This is a genomic window from Aliisedimentitalea scapharcae (genome assembly GCF_045277565.1).
Lineage (GTDB): Bacteria > Pseudomonadota > Alphaproteobacteria > Rhodobacterales > Rhodobacteraceae > Aliisedimentitalea > Aliisedimentitalea scapharcae.
In genome coordinates this window covers 3,023,506-3,047,205 of the sequence record NZ_CP123584.1, presented here as the reverse complement: position 1 = coordinate 3,047,205, position 23,700 = coordinate 3,023,506, and the positions used below count along the sequence as shown (strand labels likewise).

General features: G+C 60.6%; 21 protein-coding genes. 10 read left to right on the top strand and 11 right to left on the bottom strand.

The window, feature by feature from the left end; genetic code table 11:
* Nucleotides 1–72 precede the first annotated feature (72 nt).
* From QEZ52_RS14240 to pyrC, 3 genes are all read right to left on the bottom strand, one after another.
* Nucleotides 73–1,572: a replicative DNA helicase gene (locus QEZ52_RS14240; RefSeq protein ID WP_406645061.1), complete on the bottom strand. Its 1,500-nt coding sequence runs from the start codon at nt 1,570–1,572 to the stop codon at nt 73–75.
* Between the two features lie 220 nt (nt 1,573–1,792).
* Complete coding sequence (locus tag QEZ52_RS14235; RefSeq protein ID WP_406645060.1) at nt 1,793–2,473, bottom strand: orotate phosphoribosyltransferase; 681 nt, start codon at nt 2,471–2,473, stop codon at nt 1,793–1,795.
* 99 nt (nt 2,474–2,572) lie between these two features.
* Nucleotides 2,573–3,616 (bottom strand): dihydroorotase, encoded by a 1,044-nt coding sequence (gene pyrC / locus QEZ52_RS14230; RefSeq protein ID WP_406645059.1) that lies wholly within the window; start codon nt 3,614–3,616, stop codon nt 2,573–2,575.
* A 191-nt stretch (nt 3,617–3,807) separates the two neighbouring features.
* Here pyrC and QEZ52_RS14225 point away from each other — a divergent pair, with 191 nt between their 5' ends.
* Complete coding sequence (locus QEZ52_RS14225) at nt 3,808–4,245, top strand: SRPBCC family protein (RefSeq protein WP_406645057.1); 438 nt, start codon at nt 3,808–3,810, stop codon at nt 4,243–4,245.
* Nucleotides 4,246–4,293: 48 nt separating this feature from the next.
* Here the strand turns inward: QEZ52_RS14225 and QEZ52_RS14220 are convergent, their stop codons facing one another.
* The 6 genes from QEZ52_RS14220 to QEZ52_RS14195 form a co-directional block, all read right to left on the bottom strand.
* Nucleotides 4,294–5,253 (bottom strand): phosphoadenosine phosphosulfate reductase, encoded by a 960-nt coding sequence (locus QEZ52_RS14220; RefSeq protein WP_406645056.1) that lies wholly within the window; start codon nt 5,251–5,253, stop codon nt 4,294–4,296.
* A 491-nt stretch (nt 5,254–5,744) separates the two neighbouring features.
* Nucleotides 5,745–6,797, bottom strand: a complete 1,053-nt coding sequence (locus tag QEZ52_RS14215; RefSeq protein WP_406645055.1) for a glycosyltransferase family 2 protein — start codon at nt 6,795–6,797, stop codon at nt 5,745–5,747.
* Nucleotides 6,798–6,801: 4 nt separating this feature from the next.
* Nucleotides 6,802–7,509 (bottom strand): FkbM family methyltransferase, encoded by a 708-nt coding sequence (locus QEZ52_RS14210; RefSeq protein ID WP_406645054.1) that lies wholly within the window; start codon nt 7,507–7,509, stop codon nt 6,802–6,804.
* A 3-nt stretch (nt 7,510–7,512) separates the two neighbouring features.
* Entirely contained in the window at nt 7,513–9,906 is a 2,394-nt protein-coding gene (locus QEZ52_RS14205; protein WP_406645053.1) for a glycosyltransferase family 2 protein, read from the bottom strand.
* Between the two features lie 3 nt (nt 9,907–9,909).
* Nucleotides 9,910–10,617, bottom strand: coding sequence for a hypothetical protein (locus QEZ52_RS14200; RefSeq protein ID WP_406645052.1), 708 nt, complete (start codon nt 10,615–10,617; stop codon nt 9,910–9,912).
* A complete protein-coding gene (locus tag QEZ52_RS14195; RefSeq protein WP_406645051.1) occupies nt 10,614–11,663 on the bottom strand; it encodes a glycosyltransferase family 2 protein in 1,050 nt (349 codons plus the stop codon). Before QEZ52_RS14195 ends, QEZ52_RS14200 begins: the two co-directional genes overlap by 4 nt.
* A gap of 276 nt (nt 11,664–11,939) precedes the next feature.
* Here QEZ52_RS14195 and QEZ52_RS14190 point away from each other — a divergent pair, with 276 nt between their 5' ends.
* From QEZ52_RS14190 to QEZ52_RS14150, 9 genes are all read left to right on the top strand, one after another.
* Nucleotides 11,940–12,851, top strand: a complete 912-nt coding sequence (locus QEZ52_RS14190) for a MoxR family ATPase (protein ID WP_406645050.1) — start codon at nt 11,940–11,942, stop codon at nt 12,849–12,851.
* Between the two features lie 60 nt (nt 12,852–12,911).
* Nucleotides 12,912–14,168 (top strand): VWA domain-containing protein, encoded by a 1,257-nt coding sequence (locus QEZ52_RS14185; RefSeq protein WP_406645049.1) that lies wholly within the window; start codon nt 12,912–12,914, stop codon nt 14,166–14,168.
* A gap of 227 nt (nt 14,169–14,395) precedes the next feature.
* Nucleotides 14,396–14,947: a YeeE/YedE thiosulfate transporter family protein gene (locus QEZ52_RS14180; RefSeq protein ID WP_406645048.1), complete on the top strand. Its 552-nt coding sequence runs from the start codon at nt 14,396–14,398 to the stop codon at nt 14,945–14,947.
* A 3-nt stretch (nt 14,948–14,950) separates the two neighbouring features.
* Nucleotides 14,951–15,541 carry a YeeE/YedE thiosulfate transporter family protein gene (locus QEZ52_RS14175; protein ID WP_406645047.1) on the top strand — a complete coding sequence of 197 codons (591 nt, stop codon included), beginning with the start codon at nt 14,951–14,953 and terminating at the stop codon, nt 15,539–15,541.
* Nucleotides 15,542–15,710: 169 nt separating this feature from the next.
* Entirely contained in the window at nt 15,711–16,688 is a 978-nt protein-coding gene (locus QEZ52_RS14170; protein WP_406645046.1) for an XdhC family protein, read from the top strand.
* Nucleotides 16,685–17,701, top strand: a complete 1,017-nt coding sequence (locus QEZ52_RS14165) for a molybdopterin-binding protein (protein ID WP_406645045.1) — start codon at nt 16,685–16,687, stop codon at nt 17,699–17,701. Before QEZ52_RS14170 ends, QEZ52_RS14165 begins: the two co-directional genes overlap by 4 nt.
* Nucleotides 17,702–17,990: 289 nt before the next feature.
* Nucleotides 17,991–18,476 (top strand): (2Fe-2S)-binding protein, encoded by a 486-nt coding sequence (locus QEZ52_RS14160; RefSeq protein ID WP_406645044.1) that lies wholly within the window; start codon nt 17,991–17,993, stop codon nt 18,474–18,476.
* Nucleotides 18,477–18,602: 126 nt separating this feature from the next.
* On the top strand, nt 18,603–20,966 hold the full coding sequence (locus QEZ52_RS14155; RefSeq protein ID WP_406645043.1) for a xanthine dehydrogenase family protein molybdopterin-binding subunit: 2,364 nt from the start codon (nt 18,603–18,605) through the stop codon (nt 20,964–20,966).
* Nucleotides 20,967–21,093: 127 nt separating this feature from the next.
* Nucleotides 21,094–21,882, top strand: coding sequence for a xanthine dehydrogenase family protein subunit M (locus QEZ52_RS14150; RefSeq protein ID WP_406645041.1), 789 nt, complete (start codon nt 21,094–21,096; stop codon nt 21,880–21,882).
* Nucleotides 21,883–22,297: 415 nt separating this feature from the next.
* Here QEZ52_RS14150 and QEZ52_RS14145 read toward each other — a convergent pair whose 3' ends face one another.
* Together QEZ52_RS14145 and infC are read right to left on the bottom strand one after the other, a co-directional pair.
* A complete protein-coding gene (locus QEZ52_RS14145; RefSeq protein ID WP_406645040.1) occupies nt 22,298–22,897 on the bottom strand; it encodes an SAM-dependent methyltransferase in 600 nt (199 codons plus the stop codon).
* Between the two features lie 109 nt (nt 22,898–23,006).
* The gene (gene infC, locus QEZ52_RS14140) at nt 23,007–23,555 is read right to left on the bottom strand and encodes a translation initiation factor IF-3 (RefSeq protein WP_406650496.1); all 549 of its coding nucleotides are present in this window, start codon (nt 23,553–23,555) and stop codon (nt 23,007–23,009) included.
* Nucleotides 23,556–23,700: the final 145 nt, after the last annotated feature.

Below are 23,700 nucleotides of genomic sequence, written 5' to 3'. Positions count from 1 at the left end.
CCGGAGGAGCTTGGAATCAAGGGTGACAGTGCGTCACATTCGGTGTGGAGCCTCCCGGCCGTCCGAGGCGGATCAATACCCGCCGTCTTCGCCCTGCTGCCAGGGTTTGGCAAGGTTGCCAAAGCGGGTGAACTGCGCTTCGAACGACAGCTCGACGGTGCCGATGGGACCGTGACGCTGTTTGCCAACGATGACCTCGGCCTTGCCGTGCAGGCGTTCCATGGCCTGGATCCATTCTTCGGTCTTTTCGACCTCGTGATCACCGGGTTTTTCGCGTTCCTTGTAATATTCTTCGCGGAACACGAACATCACGACGTCGGCGTCCTGTTCGATCGACCCCGATTCCCGCAGATCCGACAGCTGCGGGCGTTTGTCGTCGCGGTTCTCCACCTGGCGCGACAGCTGGGACAGGGCGATGACCGGGATGTTCAGTTCCTTGGCGATCGCTTTCATGCCCATGGAAATCTCGGCGATTTCGTTGACGCGGTTTTCGGCCATGCCCCGGCACAGCTGAAGATAGTCGATCACCAGCAGATCCAGCCCATGGGTCCGTTTCAGGCGTCGCGCCCGCGCCGCAAGTTGCGAAATCGGAATGGCGGGGGTGTCGTCGATGAACAAAGGACAGGCTTCGAGATCCTTGGCGGCCTGAACAAAGCGGCGGAATTCGCCTTCGGTCATGTCACCCTGGCGGATCTTGTGGCTGGAAATTTCCGAGGCTTCGGCCAGAATCCGGCCCGCCAACTGTTCGGCGCTCATCTCGAGCGAGAAGAACCCGACCACGCCGCCATCCACCGCGCCTTCGGAGCCATCGGATTTGGCCCCACGTTTATAGGCCTTGGCCACGTTAAAGGCGATGTTGGTGGCGAGCGAGGTTTTCCCCATCGACGGACGGCCGGCCAGGATCAACAGATCCGAGGGGTGCAAGCCACCCAGCTGTTTGTCGAGATCGGCCAGACCGGTGGAAATCCCGGCCATGCCGCCACCACGTTGATAGGCCTCGTTGGTGACATTGACCGCTTCGGTGACGGCCTTGAGGAACGATTTGAACCCGCTTTCGGTCTGACCCTGTTCGGCCAGCTGATACAGCGCCTGTTCGGCCTCGACGATCTGTTCGCGTGGCTCGGATGCCACGTCGACCTTGCGCGCTTTGCCGGAAATCTCCTGGCCCAGACCGATCAATTCGCGTCGGATCGCCAGATCATAGATCATCTGGGCATAGTCGCGCACCGCAAAGGCGCTTATCGAGGCACCGGCCAGTTTGGCCAGATAGGCGGGACCACCCAGTTCCTTGAGACCCTCGTCGTCTTCCATGAACGCCTTGAGCGTGACCGGCGAGGCCAGCGCGTTCTTGGAAATCCGCGCGGCGGCAATTTCATAGATCCGCGCGTGAACCGGGTCATAGAAATGGCCCGAATTGATGATCGAGGCGACGCGGTCATAGACGTCATTGTTGGTCAGAATCGCGCCCAGCAGCTGTTGTTCCGCCTCGACCGAATGGGGCAGGGTCGCGGCTTCGGTGCTTTCTGCGGGCAGAGGTGGCTGGTTGCCGTCGAAACTGGTGATCTCGTTCATTGCTGCTCTCTTTGCCCCCGTTAACCCATCCCGCATAGGCCGCTGTCTTAGCTCAATCGACGGGCCACGGGCAAATTGTATGTTTTCTGGGGACAGGCTGTGAATAACGTCCGTCCAACATGATATTGACGCCCAAAGGTGTCTGGCGTCAATATCTTGTTGTGATGTTCGGGTTTGACCGGTCGGAGCGAAAAGGCTTCCGTTAGGTCAACGGCTGGGGTCAGGCCGGTTTGTTGGCGTCCTGCCAGGCACGGGGATCGCGCAGGAATTTTTCGACCTCGTCCAGCGTGTCAACGCTGAATGCCGCTTGGGCGCGGGCTTCGGCCAGGACATCCCACCAGGTGCACAAGTAATGCAGTTCGACGCCATGGTCGCCCAGGGTCTTGGTGGTTTCAGGGAAGATGTCGTAATAGAAAATCACCGCCGTGTGTCCGCAGGTGGCGCCGGTTTCACGGATCGCATCGACAAAGGACAGTTTCGATCCGCCATCGGTGGTCAGATCTTCGACCAGCAGCACCCGTTCGCCTTCGCTCATTGCGCCCTCGATCCGGGCGTTGCGGCCGTATCCTTTGGGCTTCTTGCGCACATAGGTCATGGGCAGCGCCATGCGTTCGGCAACCAGGGCGGCAAAAGGGATGCCCGCAGTTTCGCCACCGGCGATATTGTCAAACGCCTCGAACCCGGCATTGCGCATCACGGTGACGGTCATGAAATCCATCAGCGTGCTGCGAATGCGCGGATAGGAGATCAGCTTGCGGCAGTCGATATAGCTGGGCGATGGCAGGCCCGACGCCAGAATATAGGGCGTGTCCGTGTTGAAATTCACGGCACCGATTTCCAGCAACATCCGGGCGGACAGGCGGGCGATTTCTTCGCGGGACGGGTAGGAGGAGGGGATCATGGGGCTATCCTTTGCTCGGGTCTTTGCGTGGACCGGTGTCGGGGGCCAAGGCTTTTATCTAAAAGCCTTGGTAAAATTCTTTGCAAGAATTTTCCACCGTCAGGCGGTGACGTGCCAATGCACAGGGAAGCCAGGGTCAAAGACAGTGACCGGGCCGTCCCCCGTTTCGATTTTTTCGGGCACATGCACCGGGTGTTCAGTCCGGGTCAGGGACAGGGTGCCTTGGTTCACTGGCAGGCCGTAGAAGGCTGGACCGTTGAGCGATGCGAACGCCTCGAGCTGATCCAGTGCGCCGTCTTCGTCAAACACATGTGCCAACAACGACATGGTGTTGGTCGCGGTGAAACAGCCGGCGCAGCCACAGGCGCTTTCCTTGTTCGGATCCGTGTGCGGCGCCGAGTCGGTGCCCAGGAAAAACCGTGCGTCCCCGGAGGTGGCAGCGGCGCGCAACGCCAGGCGGTGTTCTTCGCGTTTGGCAACGGGCAGGCAATAGTAATGTGGTTTGATCCCGCCAACCAGAATGTGGTTGCGGTTGATGATCAGGTGGTGCGTGGTGATGGTCGCGCCCAGATCGGCGGCGTTGGATTTCACATAGTCCACACCGTTGGCTGTGGTGATATGTTCCATGACCACGCGCAGACCCGGGGTGGCACGGCGCAGTGGATCCAGAATGCGGTCGATGAACACGGCTTCGCGGTCAAAGATATCGATCTCGGCGTCGGTGACTTCGCCATGCACGCACAGGGGCAGACCGATTTCGGCCATGGTTTCCAGAACGCCGCGGACCTTGTCGAAATTGGCCACGCCCGAGGATGAATTGGTGGTGGCCCCGGCCGGGTACAGCTTGACCGCCTTGATCAGCCCGCTGGCATGGGCTGCGGCCACATCCGCCGGGTCTGTGTTTTCGGTCAGATACAGCGTCATCAGCGGTTCGAACTGCATGGTGTCAGGCAGCGCCGCCAGGATGCGGTCACGGTACGCGCTCGCATCCGCGCCGGTGACCACGGGGGGCACCAGGTTCGGCATGATGATGGCGCGCCCGAAATGGCGGGCGGTTTCGGGCAGAACGGCCTGCAACATCGCGCCATCGCGCAAGTGCAGATGCCAGTCGTCGGGGCGGCGGATTGTCAGGGTCTGGGTCATGCGCTGCCCCTAGCATGGACCGTGCTGCCGGAAAAGAGGGGATGCGGGCCCCGGCGGTCTCCTGCCCGGCAAATTTTGCCCCCGGCCGGGAAAATTTTGCCCCCGGCACGGCAAGTTTTGCATCGGGCGAGGCAAAATGCGCGGTTTCGTCCGGCGGATCGAGAGGGCAGGTTGCAAGGGCGAGGAAAAACATGCCCAGGACCCTGACATTCGAACACAGATATCCGGTTGATCCCGACCGCCTGTTTGCGCTGGTGACGGATCTGGACACGCTGGATGCGGTGACCAAACCCTGGGTTCAGTTCGATCATCTGCCGTCGGGGCCGGTGCAGGCCGGGCAGGTCATCGACGTGGCGATTTCCGTATTCGGGATTTTCCCCCGGATGCCCTATCGCATGCGGGTGGTGTCCTGTGATCCCAAAACACGCTGCATGACATCTGACGAGGATGGTTTTGGGGTGCACCGGCTGGTTCACAGTCTCCAGGTGCATCCAGATCCCTTGGGGTCCCGATTGCTGGATCGGATCGAGATTGACGCAGGGTGGTCGACGCCTTTGGTCGCAGCCTGGGCGTGGGTCATCTATCGCTGGCGTCACCATGTCCGTCTCAGGCTGCTCCAGACCGGCTGAGACTCTCCGGCGATCTCCAGAGGGCTGTGATGGCGTCTCTCTCTGTGGTCAGCTGACTTGAGGCGGTGGGGTGAAATCACCTGCCTCTGCCTGTTGGGTCAGCTCGACCAGGCGACGACGGAACCGGCGCGCCCGCATGCGCGAGGTCACATTGCGACACAGCAACATGTTCAGATAGGGGCGTTCATTGCCGTCCAGCACCGACATCAGCCCGCGCAGATAGTCCAGATTGTCACGACGGGTGCGATATAATTTGTAAAAGGCCGTGCGGGTCAGCCGCCCCGACCCTGCAAGCGACAACACCCGATAAAGGATCTGCATGTCGATCAACCGGGTCTGGAGGGTCGCGCCCATGTTGGGCATGCGCAGGCGTTCGACGTTGGGGCGGTCAAACAGGGCCGAATGCATCGCGTCCAGATCCTGGCGCGGATCATACAGGATAAAGGCCCGGTCCGCCGCGTCCAGCATGTCGGGGGCATAGCCGAACCGGCTGGTGAAATCGGTGCGGCGCATTTCGATGAACCGGTCATCCCATTCGGTCATGCGCGGGTCCAGCGTGGCCTGGGGCTGAATGGCAACAACCGTGGCACCGGGGGCGGCCACGGAAAACGCGGCCGCAGCATAGCCACAGGGGCCAGCTCCATAAAACACAACATTGTCAAAGTCTTCAAAGAAGCCATCGTCGATCAGCTGGTCAAAAAAGCCATAGATCCGATTGTCCCGAAACCAGGTATCGCCGTCCGATACGAAACACAGATGGGACCAGCCTCTGGTCTTGACCAGATCAAACCCCAATGGCTGGGCCAGCTCCGACAGATTGCGGATTCCCTGGACCGTTTCAAAGGTCACGAGCAGCGTGTTGTTCTGGTCAATGAAGCTGGCAAAATGCTTGTCGCCCAAAGATTGAAACATGCCGTGTTCTTCGGCAAGCTCCGCCATACGGGCTTTCCACTCGCTGACACTCAGGTCGGCAAGCGATTCATCCAAGGCGTTCAATCCATCCTGCATCGTTTCAATCCTCAAAGGCTCCAACCACTGGACGGGCTGGTTGCTGGGATCAGATCTAAATCCAGAATGAGGCCAAAATGGGAAAGAAATGGTTCCGGTTTCGGGCTTTTACCGGCAGCAACATGGGCAAGCGACACGGGCAAGGGGAGGGGGCAGCGACATCGGCCAGGGGAAAGGACGGTGGAGGGACCGATAGAGGAACCGGGGCGGGGGCGTATCGGACTGCTGCCCCCGAATGGATCGCCGATCAGAGTGTTGTAAAAGATCGCCGAACAGATGCTGCCCCGGCGTGTCTCTGGGGTCGGGCCGGCCTCTGGTGATGCGCCCGCATCGCGCAGGCTGGCCTGTGCGATGCCACGCCCAACGGCCCGGCCGGCATCTGTGATGCAGGCCGGGCGGGCGGGAGCCCATCGATCAGGAGCATTTTGGTGCGGGATACATCAGGTGGGACACATCAGGCGGGAGATATCAGGCGCGGTAACGGCCGCGGATCAGCTGTTGTTGGCCTTGCGCCGTCCCAGGTTGGCAAAACCGGTCAGGGTCTGGGCCGTGGCTGCATTGATGGGCCGCGACGGGGGGGTCATCATCAATCGGGCAAACAGGGCGCGATAGGGTTCCTGCTCCATCAGCGCCAGAAACCGGGCCTGGCGCCAGGCCACGGCTGCGGTGTGCAGGCGGGACAGCTCCGGGTCGGACATCAGCTGAGCAACACCTGCGCGACGGGCATCGTCGTAGCGGGTGATGCTGGTGTCGGTATCGCCGTTGAAATTGCGTTCGACCCAATAATCCACATCCAGCAGATGGTCCGAATGCACCGCCCGCCCGCGATCGGCCTTGAGCACGTAACTTTCCATTGATCCCAGCGGGTAGTGGTTCAGTTGGGCGAGGTCAAAATTGGGGCGGCCATAGTTGGAGAAGATCCGTTTGGTGCGGAATTGCTGGTCCAGTTCGCGCCCGGCGCAGTCGAACCAGCGACAGGTTTCCAGACGGTCCTGATCCGGTGATCGGGGCCGGTGCACGCCCAGTTTGCCATAGGTTCCATCATTGCGATACAGCGTCTTGAACATCGCCGCCCGCCACGGCCAATACAGGATCTCGGGGGCGCATTTGGTGAATTGCGCGGTGATGGGGCGATCCACAAAGCGCAGCACATCCGCATTGCCGAACAATCGCCAGGTCAACGTGATCGCATCCGCATCCGGAAGGGCCGCCAGCAGCGCCTGGACGGTGCCGTCACCTGTATGGATATTGACGAATTCATCCACGTCCAGCGGCAGGATCCAGTCGGCGTGTTTCACCGGTTTCATCCGAGAGGCCCGTTTCAGCGCGGTGAACTGGATGCCGCCCTGTTCATAGGGACCGTCATTGCGCACATGGGTCAGATGACCCAGGCTTTGCAATTGGTCCAGCATCACATCGGTGCCATCCTGGCAATCATTTGAAAACACCAGGAAATTCGTGAACCCGACGGCCTGATGATGCGCCAGCCATTCCAGCAGGAACGCCGCTTCGTTGCGTACGGTCAGAACGGCAAGGATGTTCACGGGCTTACCAATCTCTTCTAAATACTACGACCTTGGCGTGTGACCATTTCGGGAAATACACCAGCCCGGCCGCCATCATTGTCTGAAAGACCGCTGCCACACCTTTTGACCCGATCCATTGGGGATGCAGTTCCAGAATTGCGACCCGGACGCTGGACAGGTCCATATCCGGAATGACAAATTGTTCGGCCCCTTCGATGTCGCAGATCAACACATCGGGGCGGATCTCCTGTGAGGTCGCCCGGGTTTCGCGGATTTCAATGGTTTCTTCGGCGATCACGCCGTCGGCGTCCTCTCGCGTCAGGGAGGAGGACAGGAAGTTCTGGCGCACAAAAAAGGTCGCCGTGCCTTTTTCCGGCCCCAGAATGGCATTGTGGATATGGGCGTTGGTGATGTTGTTTTCAGCATAGACGCTTTTGATATAGGGGATCAGCTGCGGGTTTGCCTCAAAGGCGTGGACTGCCTTGACGTTTTTGTGGATGGCAACCAGGGACGAAATAAAGCCGACGCCGGCCCCCAGCTCCATGACGGTATCACCGTCCTGCACGGCCTTGAGCACGGCGGCTGCCTCTTTGGCCTCATATTCGCCAGACCGGAGCGACCCGCGGATCCGGCCGGTGATGAACACCCCGTCTTTGGGAAAGCGAATGCCCCGGGATTCGATATAGGATTTGTCACGAAAAGTGGGGGTCTTGGTGCTGGTGTCAGGCAAAAGTCAGCTCTCCAGGTCAAGCGCGAGCGCGTAGGCCACACGTTCGGTTTCGGTCAGGTCGATTTTGAGCGCCTGTTCGTACAGCTCGCGGAATTCCTCCATCCCGTGCAGCTCATCGGCTTTGCTCCGGTGCCAGGCCAGGCCCTTGTTGTGCCAATACCGCAGCTGATCATCGGCCATCAACCGATCATATTCGGCCCGCAGGCGCGGCAGGTTGCGTTTGATGGTGATGTCGCGCCAGTCCGACCAATCCATGCGGATCCAGTAATTGATCCCGATCGAACGATCCACATGCAGCGCGCGACCGCGTTGGCGTTTGATCAGGAAACTTTCGGCACTGCGCAGGGCATAGTGGTTCAGTTGCAGCAAATCATAGCCAATGGATTTCTTGGAACTGCGCCAGCCGTTTTCTGCGGCTTCCCCGGTCATGTCGCGCCCGGATCCGTTGACCCATTTCACCTTGTTCTTGAACCCTTGGTCCAGCTTGTTGGGGCGGTGGCAGCTGATCTTTTCATAGGCACCGATATTGCGGAACATGGTCTTGAACCCCCAGACTGTATGCGGTTTGGGGCAGAACTTTGGGGCGCAGGTGTCGAATTGGTCGATGACAAATTCGTCCGCCAGCCGGGTGACGCCATTGTGGCCGAACAGCCGCCAGGTCATCGCCACATTGGTGGCGTCGGGCACCGCATCAAAGAAATCCTGAAGCGTGCCATTGCCGCAGCGCACGTTCATGAATTCATCCACGTCGATATGGATGATCCAGTCGGCGTTTTTGATCACCGGTTCCTTGAGCGCCTGATTGAGCGCGTATTGCTGGGGCGAATTGCCCTTCCAATTGTCGTTGTTGCGATGTTGCAGGATGCCCATGTCCTGCAGGCGGTCCAGAATTTCGCTGGTGCCGTCCGTGCAGTCATTGGTGTAGATCAGGAAATTGTCGACGCCCATGGCCCGGTGATAGGCGATCCATTCGACGATATAGGGGGCTTCGTTTTTCATGCAGCCGACAATGACATTGCCGCTGTGCCCGTCGGGCAGGGTGCGCATCGGCACGGCGTCATAGGCGGCGGCCAGTTCTTCTTCGTTCACAGCGCCCAGTTTGTTGTGCGGTTTGAACGACGAAGTTTGCAGCATCTCGAAATTCTTGACGGCCAAAGGCGGCAGGATCTTTTGGGCGGCTGGCGACAGGGTGTTGGGGGCGCGGTGTCTTTCCGGCGGGGGTGGGGCCGGTTGAGCCGATTTCTCAGCGCGGATGGGAGGCTGCATCCTGGCCAGATCAGCGCCCTTGGTCTTGCGTTCCTCGCGAGTGGCCTTTTGGATGCGAAACAGAAACGCCAGCAGATACTGCGAGGCCCGATACCCCATGCCGGGATCACATTCGGTCCAGGGATCCGCGCCCGGGTCAGCCGCAAACACAGAGGGAGCGAGCGTCGGGTGGTCCGCGATCAGATCGGCGTTGATGTCAGCGAAATGATCGCTCACCACGCGCAGCGCGCCGGCGTCGATGGCCGGACCGTCCAGCGAAATTTCGTTCAGAAAGCTGCGCCACAGAGGGCGGGGCAGAATGTATTTGCGCCCGGCCAGCACCGTGAGCAGCAGGTCATTCAATTGCCGCCCTCGGGCCACCCAGGCGGCCGGGAAATCGGTGGGACGGCGGGCCGGAACGGCGCGCCCAATGGTGTCGGAAATGTCAAACATCTCGCGCAGCTCTTCGGTGGCCTCTGCGCCATAAAACCGGTCCGCATCATAGGGGCGCAGGGTCACCGTACCGGAGCCAAAGACGCTCTCCCAGTGGCGGACCAAGGCCGGGTAATCCAGCCAATAGGGCGCGCCCTGGGTTTCTTCGAACAGACCCGCCGCGGGGTCGATGGGACCACAGGTGTCCAGGCAGGCCTCCCACCAATTGTCATCACCGGCCAAAGCGAGATCGCGCGTCAGCGGCGCGGCGCGCCCCTCCATGACCTGAGCGCCATAATGGCGCGCCAGCAGCCGGGCCTGTTCGTCGACATGGGCAATGATGCGAATGTCAGGGGACAGTGGTTCCAGCAGGTCGTGCAGCTGTTCCAGCTCGCTTTCGCGGTGCAGCGTGCACAATTGCGAGGTCGACAGGATCAGCGTGTCGGGTTTGTATTGCGCCACATCGCGCGCCAGATCTTCGGCCAGCTTTTCACGCAACATTTTCTGTTTGTCGGCGGCAATGAAGCCGCGATTGAACCGCAGGGGATCGACATGGTCCGGGTCGGTGACCGCCATATAAAGACGTGTGTGGTTCTTGGCCCCCGGCGCGCGGGGGAACAGAATGCCCTTGCCACGCAATTGCTCGCGCTTGTCATCCAGCACTTTTTGCAGCCAGTCCGCGCCCACCTGTTCCAGACCGATATGAAGGTAAATCCGCATGGGTTATGACACGCCTTCTTGTGAGCTGGCCTGTGAACTGGCCTGTGAACTGGCCTGTGCGCTGTCCTGTGAACGGGCCGGGTCGCTGTCTGTGGTCAGGATCGGATTGGCGTTCAATTTGCCCCACCAGGGCAGGTCGCGTCCCAGAAACGCGCCGATCTGGTGGGGTGCGTCGGGGTCTGAAATCTCGAATTCCAAAAAGTCGTCTCGCCCGGCAAAAAACGCTGCCAGCGCGGTGTAATGCCCGTCAATCCACTGCATCCGTTCCTTGGTCGTCTGACCATATCCCGCTGGCAGCCCCGGGATCTGGGCCATCGGCAGGCGCGTGGTGCCCAGGTTGGACCAGGCCAGCATGGATTTGGACATTGCGAATGCATCGCGACGCGAGGCCAGGAATTTCACGTTCGGATGATGCGCCTTGATTGCCAGGATCAGGGCGAAATCCATCTGTGGCCACAGGGAACTGTCGCCGCGCAGCATCGACATTTCGGAAATGGCCTCGACGCCGATCAGCCGCGCCATCGGATCGCCGGTTTCGAAATAGCCCTGATAGATGCGCTCCGCGACAAAGGCCATGCGCAGCGTCGGATGCGGCAGCGCCTTGCGGCCAAAGCGATGATCGGCCACCTCGTATCCCGCCTCGCGCAGAGCGCGGGCCAAGGTGGTGGTGCCCGATTTCGGCAAACCCAGATTGACCACCTGAATGCTCATGCCGGGGCTGCCTCGTCCATCAGGCCCAAATCGCGTAACAGGGCTTCTTCCTGCGGGGGCATCTTGGAGGCATGCTTCAGCTGTCTGCGCATCTCCTGATAGGTCGGCTGTGCCATCAGTTCGTCCCGTTTGGCCAGATGCAGCTGCACGGCCTCTGTATGGCAGGCGGCAATCTCGGGGTCGGATTTCAGCCTGGCCAATTCGGCCTCCAATGCGGGCAGCATCCGCTGGATCGACGGATCCTGCCAGGCGGGGTCGTTGCGTTCGCGCCAATAGGTGTCGTCAAAGGCGCGGTTTTCCCGGTTCACGTCGCCGCGGTCGTTTTTGACCAGATAGCTGTCGAGCGAGCGCAACGCATAGTGGTTCAACGTCGCAAACGCACGACTGCCACGGGCGGGAAATTTGCGGATCCGGCGCGGATTGGCCGCCACCAGAAAGCGATGCGGGACATCGCGCCCTGAGGCATCCGACCAGCTGGGGTGTTTCTTCTTGGCCAGGTTGCCTTTGAAAAACGGCCGGTGCGCCCCATAATATTGCAGCGGAAAATCCTGGCGGACCAGGGATTTGACTTCGACCGCGGATTCGCCACACCACAAGTCCGGATTGTGACAGCGGGTGAATTGGGCAATCACCGGTTCATCGACAAACGCGTCGATGTCGTCATTGGCAAAAAACTGGAAATTCACCGAAATGGCCTGGCGTTCGGCCCCGCAGGCGGCGATCAGGGCCGGGATAGTGTGATCGCCCGCATGAATGTTCAGGAACTCATCCACATCCGCAATCCACACCCAATCGGCGTTCGCCACCACGTTGTGCTTGCGCGCGTCCTTCAGCGCCTCCATCTGGTAATTGCGCCCTTGGGCCGGGTTGGGCAGATGCTGAACCAGACCACGGTCGGCCAGCGTGTCCAACAGACGGTCTGTCCCGTCCGAACAATCATTGGAATAAAACAGGAAATCGGTGACCCCGATCACGCGGTTATAGGCGATCCACTCCAACAGGAACGGCCCTTCGTTCTTGACACATGTTACCGCGGTGATGCGCATGCCGCACCTCCAAACCATTTCCTGCCCGTGCGGGCCGTCAATCTGGGCATTGCTCGTTCCGCCTTGTGGCCCCACCCGTTCACAGCGGTGGATACCTGATTATTGTTTCCCAATTCATTACATTTTCGGCGGATTCCGTCAATCTTTAGGCAGATTGTTTCATTGCTGGTGGGACAACGGGTCCTGTCTGACCGGGATGTGCGCAAGTGACGTGATGACCCGGCTTGACGTTGCGGGGTGTGCATGGGCTGATACGGCAACCGGGACGGAGGGCACATGCAGCTACCACAATCCATCGACGCCGTGCAGCAGATGCTGGACGAACAGAATTATGTCTGTGGCCGGGCGCTGGCCACGGTCGTGTTCCTGTCGCTCAAACTGGGGCGGCCGCTGTTTCTGGAGGGCGAAGCGGGCGTGGGCAAGACCGAGATCGCCAAGGCGCTGGCCGCCGGGTTGGACCGCCGCCTGATCCGGTTGCAATGCTATGAGGGGCTGGATGCGTCGTCGGCTGTCTATGAATGGAATTTTGCGGCTCAGATGATCGCCATCCGCACCGCCGAGGCGGCAGGCGGCGCGGACCGGGCCGCGTTGCAGGCCGAATTGTTCAGCGATGATTTTCTGGTGCGCCGCCCGTTGTTGCAGGCCATGCAGCCGGACGAACAGGGACGTGCGCCGGTGCTGCTGATCGACGAGCTCGATCGTACGGATGAACCGTTCGAGGCGTTCCTGCTCGAAGCGCTGAGCGATTTTCAGGTGACCATCCCGGAGCTGGGCACGATCAAGGCCGCCGAACCGCCGATTGTCATCCTAACCTCGAACCGCACCCGCGAGGTGCATGACGCATTGAAACGGCGCTGTCTGTATCATTGGGTGGATTATCCCGATTTCGCGCGCGAAGTGGACATTCTGAACGCCCGCGCGCCAGCGGCCTCGGACCAGCTGAGCCGCGAGGTGGTGGCTTTTGTCCAATCCCTGCGCACCGAAGACCTGTTCAAGAAACCGGGAGTGGCCGAAACCATCGACTGGGCCAATTGCCTGTTGGCGCTGGATGTGGTGACGCTCAGCCCGGAGGTGATCGCCGACACATTGGGCGCGATCCTGAAATACCAGGATGACATTGCCCGCCTGCAAGGGTCCGAGGCCAAACGTATTCTGGATCAGGCCAAAGCGTCGCTGGAACCGGTCTGATGTTTGCTCTTGCCGGAAACATCCCCGGGGGATGCGGGCAGAGCCCCCATGAGGCGTCCGATGCCTGAATACCCCGAACTGACCCTGCCGGATGAGCCCAAGCTGGCCCAGAATATCACCCATTTCGCCCGCGCGCTGCGCAAGGCGGGACTGCCCATTGGGCCGGGTCGGGTGATCGACGCGATCGGGGCCGTGGCCGCCGCCGGGTTCACCTCTCGGGATGATTTTTATTGGGCGCTGCACGCCTGTTTCGTGTCCAAACCCGAGCATCGCACGGTCTTTGCGCAGGTGTTTCGGCTGTATTGGCGCAACCCGCAGTATCTGGAACATATGATGGCGGCGATGTTGCCCGCCATTCGCGGGGTGCAGGAAGAGCGCGCCGCTGATCCCGGCGAAAAACGGGCCGCCGAGGCGCTGTTGGATGGCATCCGCCCCGAGGAGGCCCCGGCAGGCGAGGAAGAGGAAGACGGAACCGAGATCGAAGTGGATGCTTCGATGACCATTTCGGCCGAAGAGCGTCTGCGCAGTCTCGATTTCGAACAGATGAGCACCGAAGAGGTTGCCCGCGCCAAGCGGATGCTGGCGCAGCTGCAGTTGCCGGTGAAGCCGATCAAATCGCGCCGGCGTCAGGTGGCCCTGCTGGGGCAACATCCGGATTGGCACCGGACCCTGCGCCAGTCCCTGCGCCAGGGCGGTGAATTGCGCGACATGGCCCGTGCCACCCCGCGAGAACGTTGGCCCAATCTGGTTGTTCTTTGCGATATCTCCGGATCGATGAGCCAATATAGCCGGGTGATACTGCATTTTCTCCATGCCGTTTCGAACGCCAAAGGTGCCGGTTGGGCCAAGGTCCATGCGTTTACCTTTGGCACACGGCTGACCAATATCACCCGCCACCTGCGTCAGAGGGATGTGGATGCCGCATTGGCCGCCGCCGGAGCAGAAGCACAGGATTGGGAAGGCGGCACACGGATCGGGCAATGCCTGCACAGCTTTAACCGCGACTGGTCGCGCCGGGTGATGGGGCGGGGGGCGGTTGTGCTGTTGATCACCGACGGGCTGGACCGCGATGACCCTGACGCGCTGAGCCGGGAAATGCAGCGTCTGACCCTGTCGGCGCGGCGTCTGATCTGGCTGAATCCGCTGTTGCGCTGGGACGGGTTTGCCCCCAAAGCCCAGGGCATTCGCGCCATGCTGCCACATGTGGACAGTTTTCGCGCGGGTCATTCCATCGCCTCGCTCGAAGAGTTGGCCGAGGTGATATCGCGTTCCGATGACGTGGGCGAAAAGGCGCGGCTGTTGCGGATGATGTCCTAGGGGGCAATCGTGGCTGAGCCAGGGCTGAGCCAGGGTTGATCGCCGGGGGCGCTGCCCCCAGAGACCCCTCCGCCCCCCCCACCGGACCCCCGAGGTATTTTTCACCAGAAAGAAGCACAAGACGTAGCGTCGGTGCCGGGATTTTTGGAGTTTGATCTATATCATTCTAAATTTGGAATGTGTTATATATTCTGAATAAGGAATGTAACTCTTGCAAAGGAAATCTCATGCCGCTCAACTGGAAAGCAGGGGGTCTGCTGCTGGGGCTGGTCTTTTTCCTGGCCGTGCTGCTGGTGAAACCGATTGGTGTGTCGACCCAATTTGTCATTTTGAATGGAATTCTGGGGGATGCCGTGAACCCGGATATGGTGACCCAGGTGGAGGACGGATACACCTCCTCGAATGCCTATCTGGCCAAATCGGGTGGCAAATACGCCAAGAACGTCGCCAATCCGCTGAACTACAGCTTTGTCTTTGTGGTTGCCATGGCGGTGGGCGGGTTCCTGTCGGTGATGGCGCGTGGTGGGCTGGACGCCGCGGAACGGAGCATGCCCGCGCTGTGGCGGGCCAATTTTGGCGACAGTCGGATCAAACGCAATATGGCCGCGTTTCTGGGCGGGTTCATCGTGCTGTATGGCGCGCGGCTGGCCGGGGGGTGCACTTCGGGTCACATGATGTCGGGGATGATGCAGACGTCGATGTCGGGGTATCTTTTTGCGCTGGGCGCCTTTGGCGCGGCGGTGCCGGTATCGCTCATTCTGTTCAAACGGGAGGTGTAAGTCATGAGTTCAATTCTTCTCGCGATCGTTTTGGGGTTGGCCTTTGGTGCGGCGCTGGACCGGGTGGGGGCGTCGAACCCGACCTTGATCGGCAAGATGCTGAACCTGACCAACCTGAATTTGGCGAAATCCATCCTGTTGGCGATTGGCACCGGGTCGGTGTTGATGTTTGGTGGTCAGATGCTGGGGCTGGTCGATGTGGGCCACATGTCGGTCAAAACCGCCTATGTCGGCGTGTTTCTGGGCGGTTTGATGTTGGGCGCGGGCTGGGCCGTATCGGGATTTTGCCCGGGCACTGGCGTGGTTGCTGCGGCATCCGGGCGCAAGGACGCGCTGTTTTTCATTGCCGGCGGATTGCTGGGGGCGGCAGCCTATATGGTGACCTATCCCAGCTGGAAGGCCAGCGGCCTTCTGGACAAAATCTGGGGTGGCAAGGTGACATTGGGCACCGTCCCGGGGTCCAAATTTGACGGTGTGACCGCCTTGCCCGGCGATGTTCTGGGACTGGTGCTGGGATTGGGGTTTGTGGCTCTGGCCTTTGCCTTGCCAGAGCGGTTGACAGGGCAAAAGGCCGGGGCGCAACCGGCCGAATAATCCCATCAGATCGGAGAGCGGCAACTCTCCGTCATGGCCCGGGCGTGCGGGCCATGCAGCAGCGACCCGGCGTTTTCGTGTTCCCGCCGGGTCGCTTTGCGGCTTGAAACCCGGCGCGATTGCGACAAGTTTTGTCAGATGCTCTGTTGGCGAAAAAAGAGAACACGCAATGACCCAAGCCCGATTTGAAAATGCCCCTGAAATTGCGCTGGACTGGCATCGCGCGGGAACCAAGGCGGCGCTGGCCACGGTGGTTCAGACCTGGGGCAGCGCGCCGCGCCGGGTCGGATCGCAATTGGTGGTGGGCGGTGATGGGCGGATCGAAGGATCGGTGTCGGGTGGATGTGTCGAGGGCGCGGTGGTGGTCGAGGCGCTGGAGGCGCTGGAAGACGGTGAACATCGGATGCTGGAATTCGGGGTCAGCGACGAAGATGCCTTTGCTGTGGGGTTGGCCTGTGGTGGCACCATTCGGGTGTTGGTCGAACCGGTTGGCAGCGCCATGCCGTTGGATTTGTTGGAAGAACTGGTAACCGCCCGCGCGGCGCGCACGCCGTTGGCCTATGAGGTGAACCTGCGCGATGGCACCCGGCGTCTGTTGCATGGGGCCCATACGGACCGGATGCGCATGGACCGGTCGGGCATGGAGGACGACGACGAGACATTTGTCGCGGTGCATAACCCGCCGCTGCGCCTGATCGTGGTGGGGGCGGTGCATATCGCGCAGGCATTGGTGCCGATGGCGCGGATTGCGGGCTATGATCCGGTACTGATCGACCCGCGCGAGGCGTTTGGATCCTCCGATCGGTTCCCGGGTGAAACCATCCTGCTGGATTGGCCGGATGACGCCGTGGCACAGGTGGGGTTGGATGCCCGCACTGCGATCGTGTTGCTGACCCATGACCCAAAGCTGGACGATCCGGCGCTGGAGGCGGGGTTGGGGTCTGACTGTTTTTATATCGGTGCGCTGGGGTCCAAGCGCACCCATGCCAAACGCGTCACCCGGATGCAGGACGCCGGGTTTTCGCAGGCGCAGATTGACCGCATACACGGTCCTGTCGGTCTGGATATCGGTGCCGCAGGCCCGGCGGAAATCGCCCTGTCCATATTGGGCGAGATGACAGCGGTTTTGCGCGGGAAAGTCACATGAAATTTGGCGCGGTTCCAACCAGCGAAGCTGTGGGAGCGGTTCTGGCCCATTCGATGCAGGCCAGCCGGTCCGGTGAGGAAGGCGCGTATCGCATACCCAAGGGGACGGTTCTGGATGCGGCCCATGTGGTGGATCTGGCGGCTCATGGCCATGCACGGATCACGGTGGCACGGTTGGAAGACGGTGATCTGGCAGAAAATCAGGCCGCCGAAATCCTGGCCCGCGCATTGGTGCCGGAGCCGGCGGCACAGAACATCCGGATTTCGCGGGCAGGGACGGGCCGGGTCAACCTGTTTGCTGACCGATGTGGGGTGGTCCAGCTGGATCGGGCGCGCCTGGAGGCCGTCAATGCAGTGGACCCGATGATCACCATCGCCACAGTGCCAAACTACCATCGCGTCGATGCGGGGGGGATGATCGCGACAATCAAGATCATTTCCTATGCGGTTCCGGGCGATGCGCTGCGGCGGGCCAAGGCCGGAGCAGAGGGTGCAATTGGCGTGATTGCGCCGGTTTTTGCCAACGCAACGCTGATTGAAACCGTGACCTCGTCTGAGCCTCCGTCGGACAAGGGACGCAAGGCCATGGCCGGACGGTTGCATCGTATGGGAATGACGCTGAGCGATCGGGTCGTCGTGCGACACGCACAAGATGTGCTGGCAGAGGCCGTGCAGCAAGCACCGGGCGAGGTGATCCTGATTCTTACCGGATCGGCGACCTCGGATCCTTTGGATGTGGCGCCGCAAGCTGTGCGTTTGGCGGGGGGCACCGTGACACGGTTCGGAATGCCGGTGGACCCGGGCAATTTGCTGTTTCTGGGACATCTGGGCGACCGGCCGGTGATTGGCCTGCCGGGCTGTGCGCGCTCGCCTGCGCTGAATGGCGCGGATTGGGTGCTGGAGCGGGTGGTGTGTGGGGTCGACGTCACGGGCGCAGATATCGCGGCGATGGGGGTCGGTGGATTGCTCAAGGAAATCCCGACCCGCCCCCAGCCGCGAGATGCAACCGGATGATCTTTGGCTTTGGTCGGTGACGGCTGGCCAGCCCGGGACTGTGGTTGGATTTCCGGGCGCGCAAGGCTGAGAAACAGACGTCACGTCGCCGATATGTTCTGTTGGGTTGCAGCATGGCGGGAGGCGGGCTTTTGTTGAATTTTATCAAAGAATTATGTGAAAATCTGAGATCGAGTTTCCGCATTGCAGCAGAAAGCTGTGCGATTGCAGCACATTATGGCGGTTCTCAAGCTTGGGACCGCGTGCTTAACTTCCTTCTGATAATAAAGAAACCCAAGGGGAGGATCTCATGACTCAGGTCTCAATGACCGTGAACGGAAAGCCTGCGCAGGGAGATGTTGAAGGGCGCACGTTGCTGTCGTCGTTTCTGCGCGACGCGCTGGGTTTGACCGGAACGCATGTGGGCTGTGACACGAGCCAATGTGGTGCTTGCGTGGTGCATGTGAACGGCGAAGCGGTGAAAAGCTGTACCATGCTGGCCGCGGAAGCCGACGGTGCGGATGTGGCCACCATCGAAGGGCAAAGCGCTGCGGATGGAACGCTGAACACCATTCAGCAGGCATTTCAGGATCATCATGGTCTGCAATGCGGGTTCTGTACGCCGGGGATGGTGATGAGCGCGGCTGCGCTGCTCAAGGATAACCCCAAGCCGTCCGAAGCGGAAATCCGGGATTACCTGGAAGGCAATCTGTGTCGCTGTACCGGCTACCACAATATCGTCAAGGCGATCATGGCCGCATCAGGTCAGGATGTCAGCGCGCTCGCAGCTGAGTGATCTGCAATGGTGCGTGCCAGCACGCACCCTACGGTGACGCACGGGAGTGGCGCGTACCGGATTTGAATACTCAGGTAGATTGTAGGGTGTGTGCTTGCACGCACCGCACCCAGGGAGGAGAATAACATGCCCAAGGACAGTGGCATCGGCGCCAGCCCGAAGCGGCGCGAGGACGTCCGGTTTTTGACCGGAGAAGGTAATTACACAGACGACATTAACGTAAACGGCCAGGCCTATGCGTATTTCCTGCGCTCGGATGTGGCGCATGCGACGATCAACGGGGTTGATACAGCGGCAGCCGCCGCCATGCCCGGTGTGGTCAAGATCCTGACCGGCGCCGATTTCGAAGGGGTGGGTGGCATCCCCTGTGGTTGGCAGGTGACCGACCGCAATGGCGAGGTCATGCAGGAACCGGCCCATCCGATCCTGGCCCAGGGCAAGGTGCGCCATGTGGGCGATCCGATTGCCATGGTCATTGCCGACAGCCTGGAGCAGGCCCGCGATGCGGCCGAGGCCATCGACCTGGATCTGGACGAATTGCCGGCCGTGGTCAATATGGCCGCTGCGCTGGCCGATGGTGCCACCAAGGTGCACGACGATCTGACCTCGAACCTGTGTTATGATTGGGTGCTGGGGGAGACCGACAATGACGTGGTGCAAAAGGCGTTTGACGATGCGGCCCATGTCACCACGCTGGAGCTGGTGAACCAGCGCCTTGTGGCCAACCCGATGGAGCCGCGGGTGGCCGTTGGCGATTACAGTCGGGGCACGGACGAACATACACTTTATACCACCAGCCAGAACCCGCATGTGATCCGGTTGCTGATGTGCGCCTTTGTCCTCGGGCTGCCCGAACACAAGGTGCGTGTCGTGGCTCCGGATGTGGGCGGTGGTTTTGGCACCAAAATCTTCCACTATGCCGAAGAAGCGGCGGTGACCTTTGCCGCCAAGGCGATCAACCGCCCCGTCAAATGGACCGCGTCGCGCTCTGAGGCCTTTATGTCGGATGCGCAGGGGCGCGATCACGTGACCAAGATCCAACTGGCGCTGGACGCGGACAACAACTTTACCGCGCTGCGCACGGATACAATGGCCAATATGGGGGCCTATCTGTCGACGTTCTCGTCTTCGGTGCCGACATGGCTGCATGGCACGTTGATGGCAGGGAACTATACAACCCCCTGCGTTCAGGTGAACGTCAAGGCGGTGTTCACCACCACGGTGCCGGTTGATGCCTATCGTGGTGCCGGACGCCCCGAGGCGACGTTCCAGATTGAACGGCTGATCGACAAGGCCGCACGCGAACTGGGAGCGGATCCGGTGGCGCTGCGGCGGCAGAATTTTGTCACCCAGTTCCCCTATGACACGCCCGTTGCGCTGACCTATGACACTGGCGATTACAATGGCACCATGGACAAGCTGGAAGTGGCAGCCGATTTTGCCGGGTTCGATGCGCGTCGCGCCGCGAGCGCCAAAAACGGCAAGCTGCGGGGCCTGGGCATCAATTGCTATATCGAAGCCTGCGGTATCGCGCCGTCCAACATCGTTGGTATGCTGGGCGCACGGGCGGGGCTGTATGATGCGGCAACGGTGCGGGTGAACGCCACCGGATCGATCAGCGTCATGGTCGGGGCCCACAGCCACGGGCAGGGGCATGAGACTACATTCCCCCAGGTGGTGGCCGAAATGATCGGCATTGACGAAAGCCAGATCGAGATCGTCCATGGCGACACGTCAAAAATCCCGTTTGGCATGGGCACTTATGGATCGCGCTCGCTTGCGGTCTGTGGATCGGCCATGGTGCGGGCAACCGAAAAGATCATCAACAAGGCCAAGAAGATCGCCGCGCATCTGCTGGAAGCGTCCGACGCGGACATCGAGCTGAAGGATGGTCAGTTCACCGTTGCGGGCACCGATAAATCGGTGGCCTGGGGGGATGTCACCCTGACCGCTTATGTGCCGCATAACTTCCCGTTGGAAGATATCGAACCGGGGCTGGAGGAGACCGCGTTTTATGACCCGGCCAACTTTACCTTCCCCGCCGGGGCCTATGCCTGCGAGGTCGAAGTGGACCCCGATACCGGCAAGGTGACGGTGGAACGGTTTGCGGCAGCGGATGATTTTGGCAATATCATCAACCCGATGGTCGTCGACGGCCAGGTGCATGGTGGCATTGGCCAGGGGATTGGTCAGGCGTTGTTGGAAAACTGTGTCTATGACGAAAACGGTCAACTGCTGAGCGCCTCCTACATGGATTACGCGATGCCGCGGGCCGATGATGTGCCATTCTATACGGTGGATCATTCCAGCCAGACGCCGTGCACCCACAATCCCTTGGGCGTCAAGGGCTGTGGCGAGGCCGGGGCCATCGGATCGCCGCCTGCGGTGGTCAATGCGGTGATCGATGCCTTGCAGTCGGGCGGTCACAAGGTGGACCACATCGATATGCCGATGTCGCCGGGCCGTGTTTGGGAGGCTATGCAGGGCTGAGTTGAGGGGGGCAGGGCGTTGCCCCGCCCAATCCAAGGCTGGGGGACCAGTCCCCCAGACCCCCTGGGATATTTTTGGCCAGATGAAGAGGCGGACCCGTTCTCTTCGGAAGGAAAGGAAGGACGAAATGTATAATTTCGAGTTTGAGAAACCCGCCACTATCGCCGATGCGGTGGCCGCGCTGGGCAGTGAGGACGCGCAGGCGCTGGGCGGGGGACAGACATTGATCCCCACCCTGAAGCAGCGGCTGGCCAGCCCGGCAAAGCTGGTGTCGCTGAGCGGAATTGACGAGATGAAAGGCGTGGCCCATCGCGGTGGGTCGGTTGTCATCGGGGGAGCAACCCCTCATGCGGTCGTTGCGGCCGAGGCCGGGGCGCAATATGCGGCACTTGCCGATCTGGCGGGCAATATCGGGGATCCGGCCGTGCGCAACCGTGGCACCATTGGCGGATCGCTGGCCAACAATGACCCGTCGGCCTGTTATCCGGCGGCGGCGCTGGCATCCGGGGCAACCATTGTCACCAATGCGCGGGAAATTGCAGCGGATGACTATTTTCGGGGTCTGTTTGAAACCGCGCTGGAAGAGGGAGAGATTGTGACGTCTGTCAGTTTCCCGGTTCCTGAGGCTGCGAATTATCAGAAGTTCGAACAGCCCGCGTCCCGATTTGCGCTGGTTGGTGTGTTTGTGGCCAGATATGGGGACGGTGTGCGGGTTGCGGTCACCGGTGCATCCGAAGATGGGGTCTTTCGTTGGGGCGAGGCCGAAGCGGCGCTGAGCGCCAATTTCTCGGCGGATGCTTTGGATGGGTTGTCAGTGGACAGTGATGCCATGATCGGGGATCTGCATGGGTCCAAAGCGTATCGCGCGCATCTGGTTGCGGTGCTGACCAAACGCGCGGTCGCTGCTGCAGGGTAATCCCGGTTACGCACCGAGAGGCTCAGACACAGGTTCAGACACAGGCCCCGACACAGGCCCCGACACAGGTTCCAGTATCCTGCGTCGGGGCCTGTGCGTGTGTGTCGAGAGATCGGTCGGGTCGCCTGCACTGTCAGGGATCAGGGATGTCGCAAGGTCGTGGCGTGACCGGCCAAAAGACGCTGTGCGACACAGAGGGTGGGGTATCCGAAGATCATTGGCGTCCTATTTGGATCGTGATCGGCACATCTGTGATGCAGGCATGTGAGGCGGGCACAGCAGGGCCAAATGCGGCGGCGTCGCGCACCATCGGCTGCGCCACACCACCCGCAGAAAGCCAGGTCAAACGCCCCCGGATCATCCATAGGCCCGTGGCCGTCAGGATCAGCGGTACAGTTGGGCGAGCCTGGTGGCGTCAGCCCGGTTTTTGGGCGACCAGGTCAATCAGGGCTGACATGCCGGAATGGCCGCGCCCTTCCTGAACTTCGCGTTCATAGGCGCGGCATTCGAGGATCTCCCAGTCGCTGAAATCTGCGCGCAGTTGGTCTTCGGTGTACATGTTTTCGCCAAACGGGGGGCCGCCTGTGCCAAATTCGAGCTGTTTGGGCGTATAGCCGTGCAGAAGGATCAAACCGCCGGGTTTGGTGCTGTGTTTCATGCCGTCAAACTGGGTCTTGCGATCATCGGGGCCGACGAACTGGATAAAGACGCCAACCACCAGATCATAGGCGTCCGCCTCCCAATCGCGCCGCAGGATGTCGGACTGCTGAAAATCGACAGAGACATTGCGCTCGGCGGCCAGGGTGCGGGCGCGGGCGATGGCGGTCGGGGCGAATTCCAATGCGGTGACGGTCAGCCCCCGTTCGGCCATATAGACCGAATTTCGCCCCTCGCCGTCAGCAACGGCCAGGGCCGACAGGCCGGGTTTCAAATAGTCTGCATGATCCGTGAGAAACAGGGCAGGAGCCGTTCCAAAAACATAATCTTCCGCGGCCGAATACCGTTCTTCCCACATAGGACCAATCCCTCTTTCCTGCGTCAACCAACTGGCATCAAAATAACTACGCCCCCACCGCAATCAAGCGGAGGGGGCGCAAATAGTCAGCCCCAAAGCGGGCACCGGGTTATTTTGCCGGCAGCGGGCCGATCATCATAATCATCTGACGGCCTTCCATTTTGGGCATGTTTTCGATCTTGCCGATTTCCTTGATGTCTTCGGCAACCCGTTCCAACAGCTCGCGACCCAGGTTCTGGTGCGCCATTTCGCGCCCCCGGAACCGCAGAGTGACCTTCACCTTGTCCCCGCCTTCAAGGAATTTGAAGACGTTGCGCATCTTGACTTCGTAGTCGTGCGTATCGGTATTGGGCCGGAATTTGACTTCCTTGACCTCGATGATCTTCTGCTTTTTACGTGCTTCGCTCTCGCGCTTTTGTTGTTCATATTTGAACTTGCCATAGTCCATGATCTTGCACACGGGCGGGTTGGCATTGGGCGAGATTTCAACCAGATCCAGTCCGGCCTCTTCGGCCAGTTGCATAGCTTTAGCGGGGTGAACAACTCCGACGTTGTCTCCGTCCGCACCAATCAGGCGGATTTCGGAGGCGCGGATTTTTTCGTTCGTGCGCGGGCCGGTGTCGCGTTGCGGCGGCGCATTGTGAGGTCTGCGGGCTATGACTGTTATCCTTCTGTCATTACATGAAAGTGCCCGGAAGGTATCGCCCCCGGACAGGTGATTCAAGTGATATAGCGGGTATGGAGCCCCGAGTTGGGTAATTCAAGCAGACATATTGCCCAAAGCCCCGTATTTGCGCGCCGAA

Bases quoted from the DNA above. Each gene is read 5' to 3' on its own strand.
- QEZ52_RS14240 (WP_406645061.1), bottom strand. From the start codon at position 1,572: ATGAACGAGATCACCAGTTTCGACGGCAACCAGCCACCTCTGCCCGCA.
- QEZ52_RS14235 (WP_406645060.1), bottom strand. From the start codon at position 2,473: ATGATCCCCTCCTCCTACCCGTCCCGCGAAGAAATCGCCCGCCTGTCC.
- pyrC (WP_406645059.1), bottom strand. From the start codon at position 3,616: ATGACCCAGACCCTGACAATCCGCCGCCCCGACGACTGGCATCTGCAC.
- QEZ52_RS14225 (WP_406645057.1), top strand. From the start codon at position 3,808: ATGCCCAGGACCCTGACATTCGAACACAGATATCCGGTTGATCCCGAC.
- QEZ52_RS14220 (WP_406645056.1), bottom strand. From the start codon at position 5,253: ATGCAGGATGGATTGAACGCCTTGGATGAATCGCTTGCCGACCTGAGT.
- QEZ52_RS14205 (WP_406645053.1), bottom strand. From the start codon at position 9,906: ATGCGGATTTACCTTCATATCGGTCTGGAACAGGTGGGCGCGGACTGG.
- QEZ52_RS14200 (WP_406645052.1), bottom strand. From the start codon at position 10,617: ATGAGCATTCAGGTGGTCAATCTGGGTTTGCCGAAATCGGGCACCACC.
- QEZ52_RS14195 (WP_406645051.1), bottom strand. From the start codon at position 11,663: ATGCGCATCACCGCGGTAACATGTGTCAAGAACGAAGGGCCGTTCCTG.
- QEZ52_RS14190 (WP_406645050.1), top strand. From the start codon at position 11,940: ATGCAGCTACCACAATCCATCGACGCCGTGCAGCAGATGCTGGACGAA.
- QEZ52_RS14185 (WP_406645049.1), top strand. From the start codon at position 12,912: ATGCCTGAATACCCCGAACTGACCCTGCCGGATGAGCCCAAGCTGGCC.
- QEZ52_RS14180 (WP_406645048.1), top strand. From the start codon at position 14,396: ATGCCGCTCAACTGGAAAGCAGGGGGTCTGCTGCTGGGGCTGGTCTTT.
- QEZ52_RS14175 (WP_406645047.1), top strand. From the start codon at position 14,951: ATGAGTTCAATTCTTCTCGCGATCGTTTTGGGGTTGGCCTTTGGTGCG.
- QEZ52_RS14170 (WP_406645046.1), top strand. From the start codon at position 15,711: ATGACCCAAGCCCGATTTGAAAATGCCCCTGAAATTGCGCTGGACTGG.
- QEZ52_RS14165 (WP_406645045.1), top strand. From the start codon at position 16,685: ATGAAATTTGGCGCGGTTCCAACCAGCGAAGCTGTGGGAGCGGTTCTG.
- QEZ52_RS14160 (WP_406645044.1), top strand. From the start codon at position 17,991: ATGACTCAGGTCTCAATGACCGTGAACGGAAAGCCTGCGCAGGGAGAT.
- QEZ52_RS14155 (WP_406645043.1), top strand. From the start codon at position 18,603: ATGCCCAAGGACAGTGGCATCGGCGCCAGCCCGAAGCGGCGCGAGGAC.
- QEZ52_RS14150 (WP_406645041.1), top strand. From the start codon at position 21,094: ATGTATAATTTCGAGTTTGAGAAACCCGCCACTATCGCCGATGCGGTG.
- QEZ52_RS14145 (WP_406645040.1), bottom strand. From the start codon at position 22,897: ATGTGGGAAGAACGGTATTCGGCCGCGGAAGATTATGTTTTTGGAACG.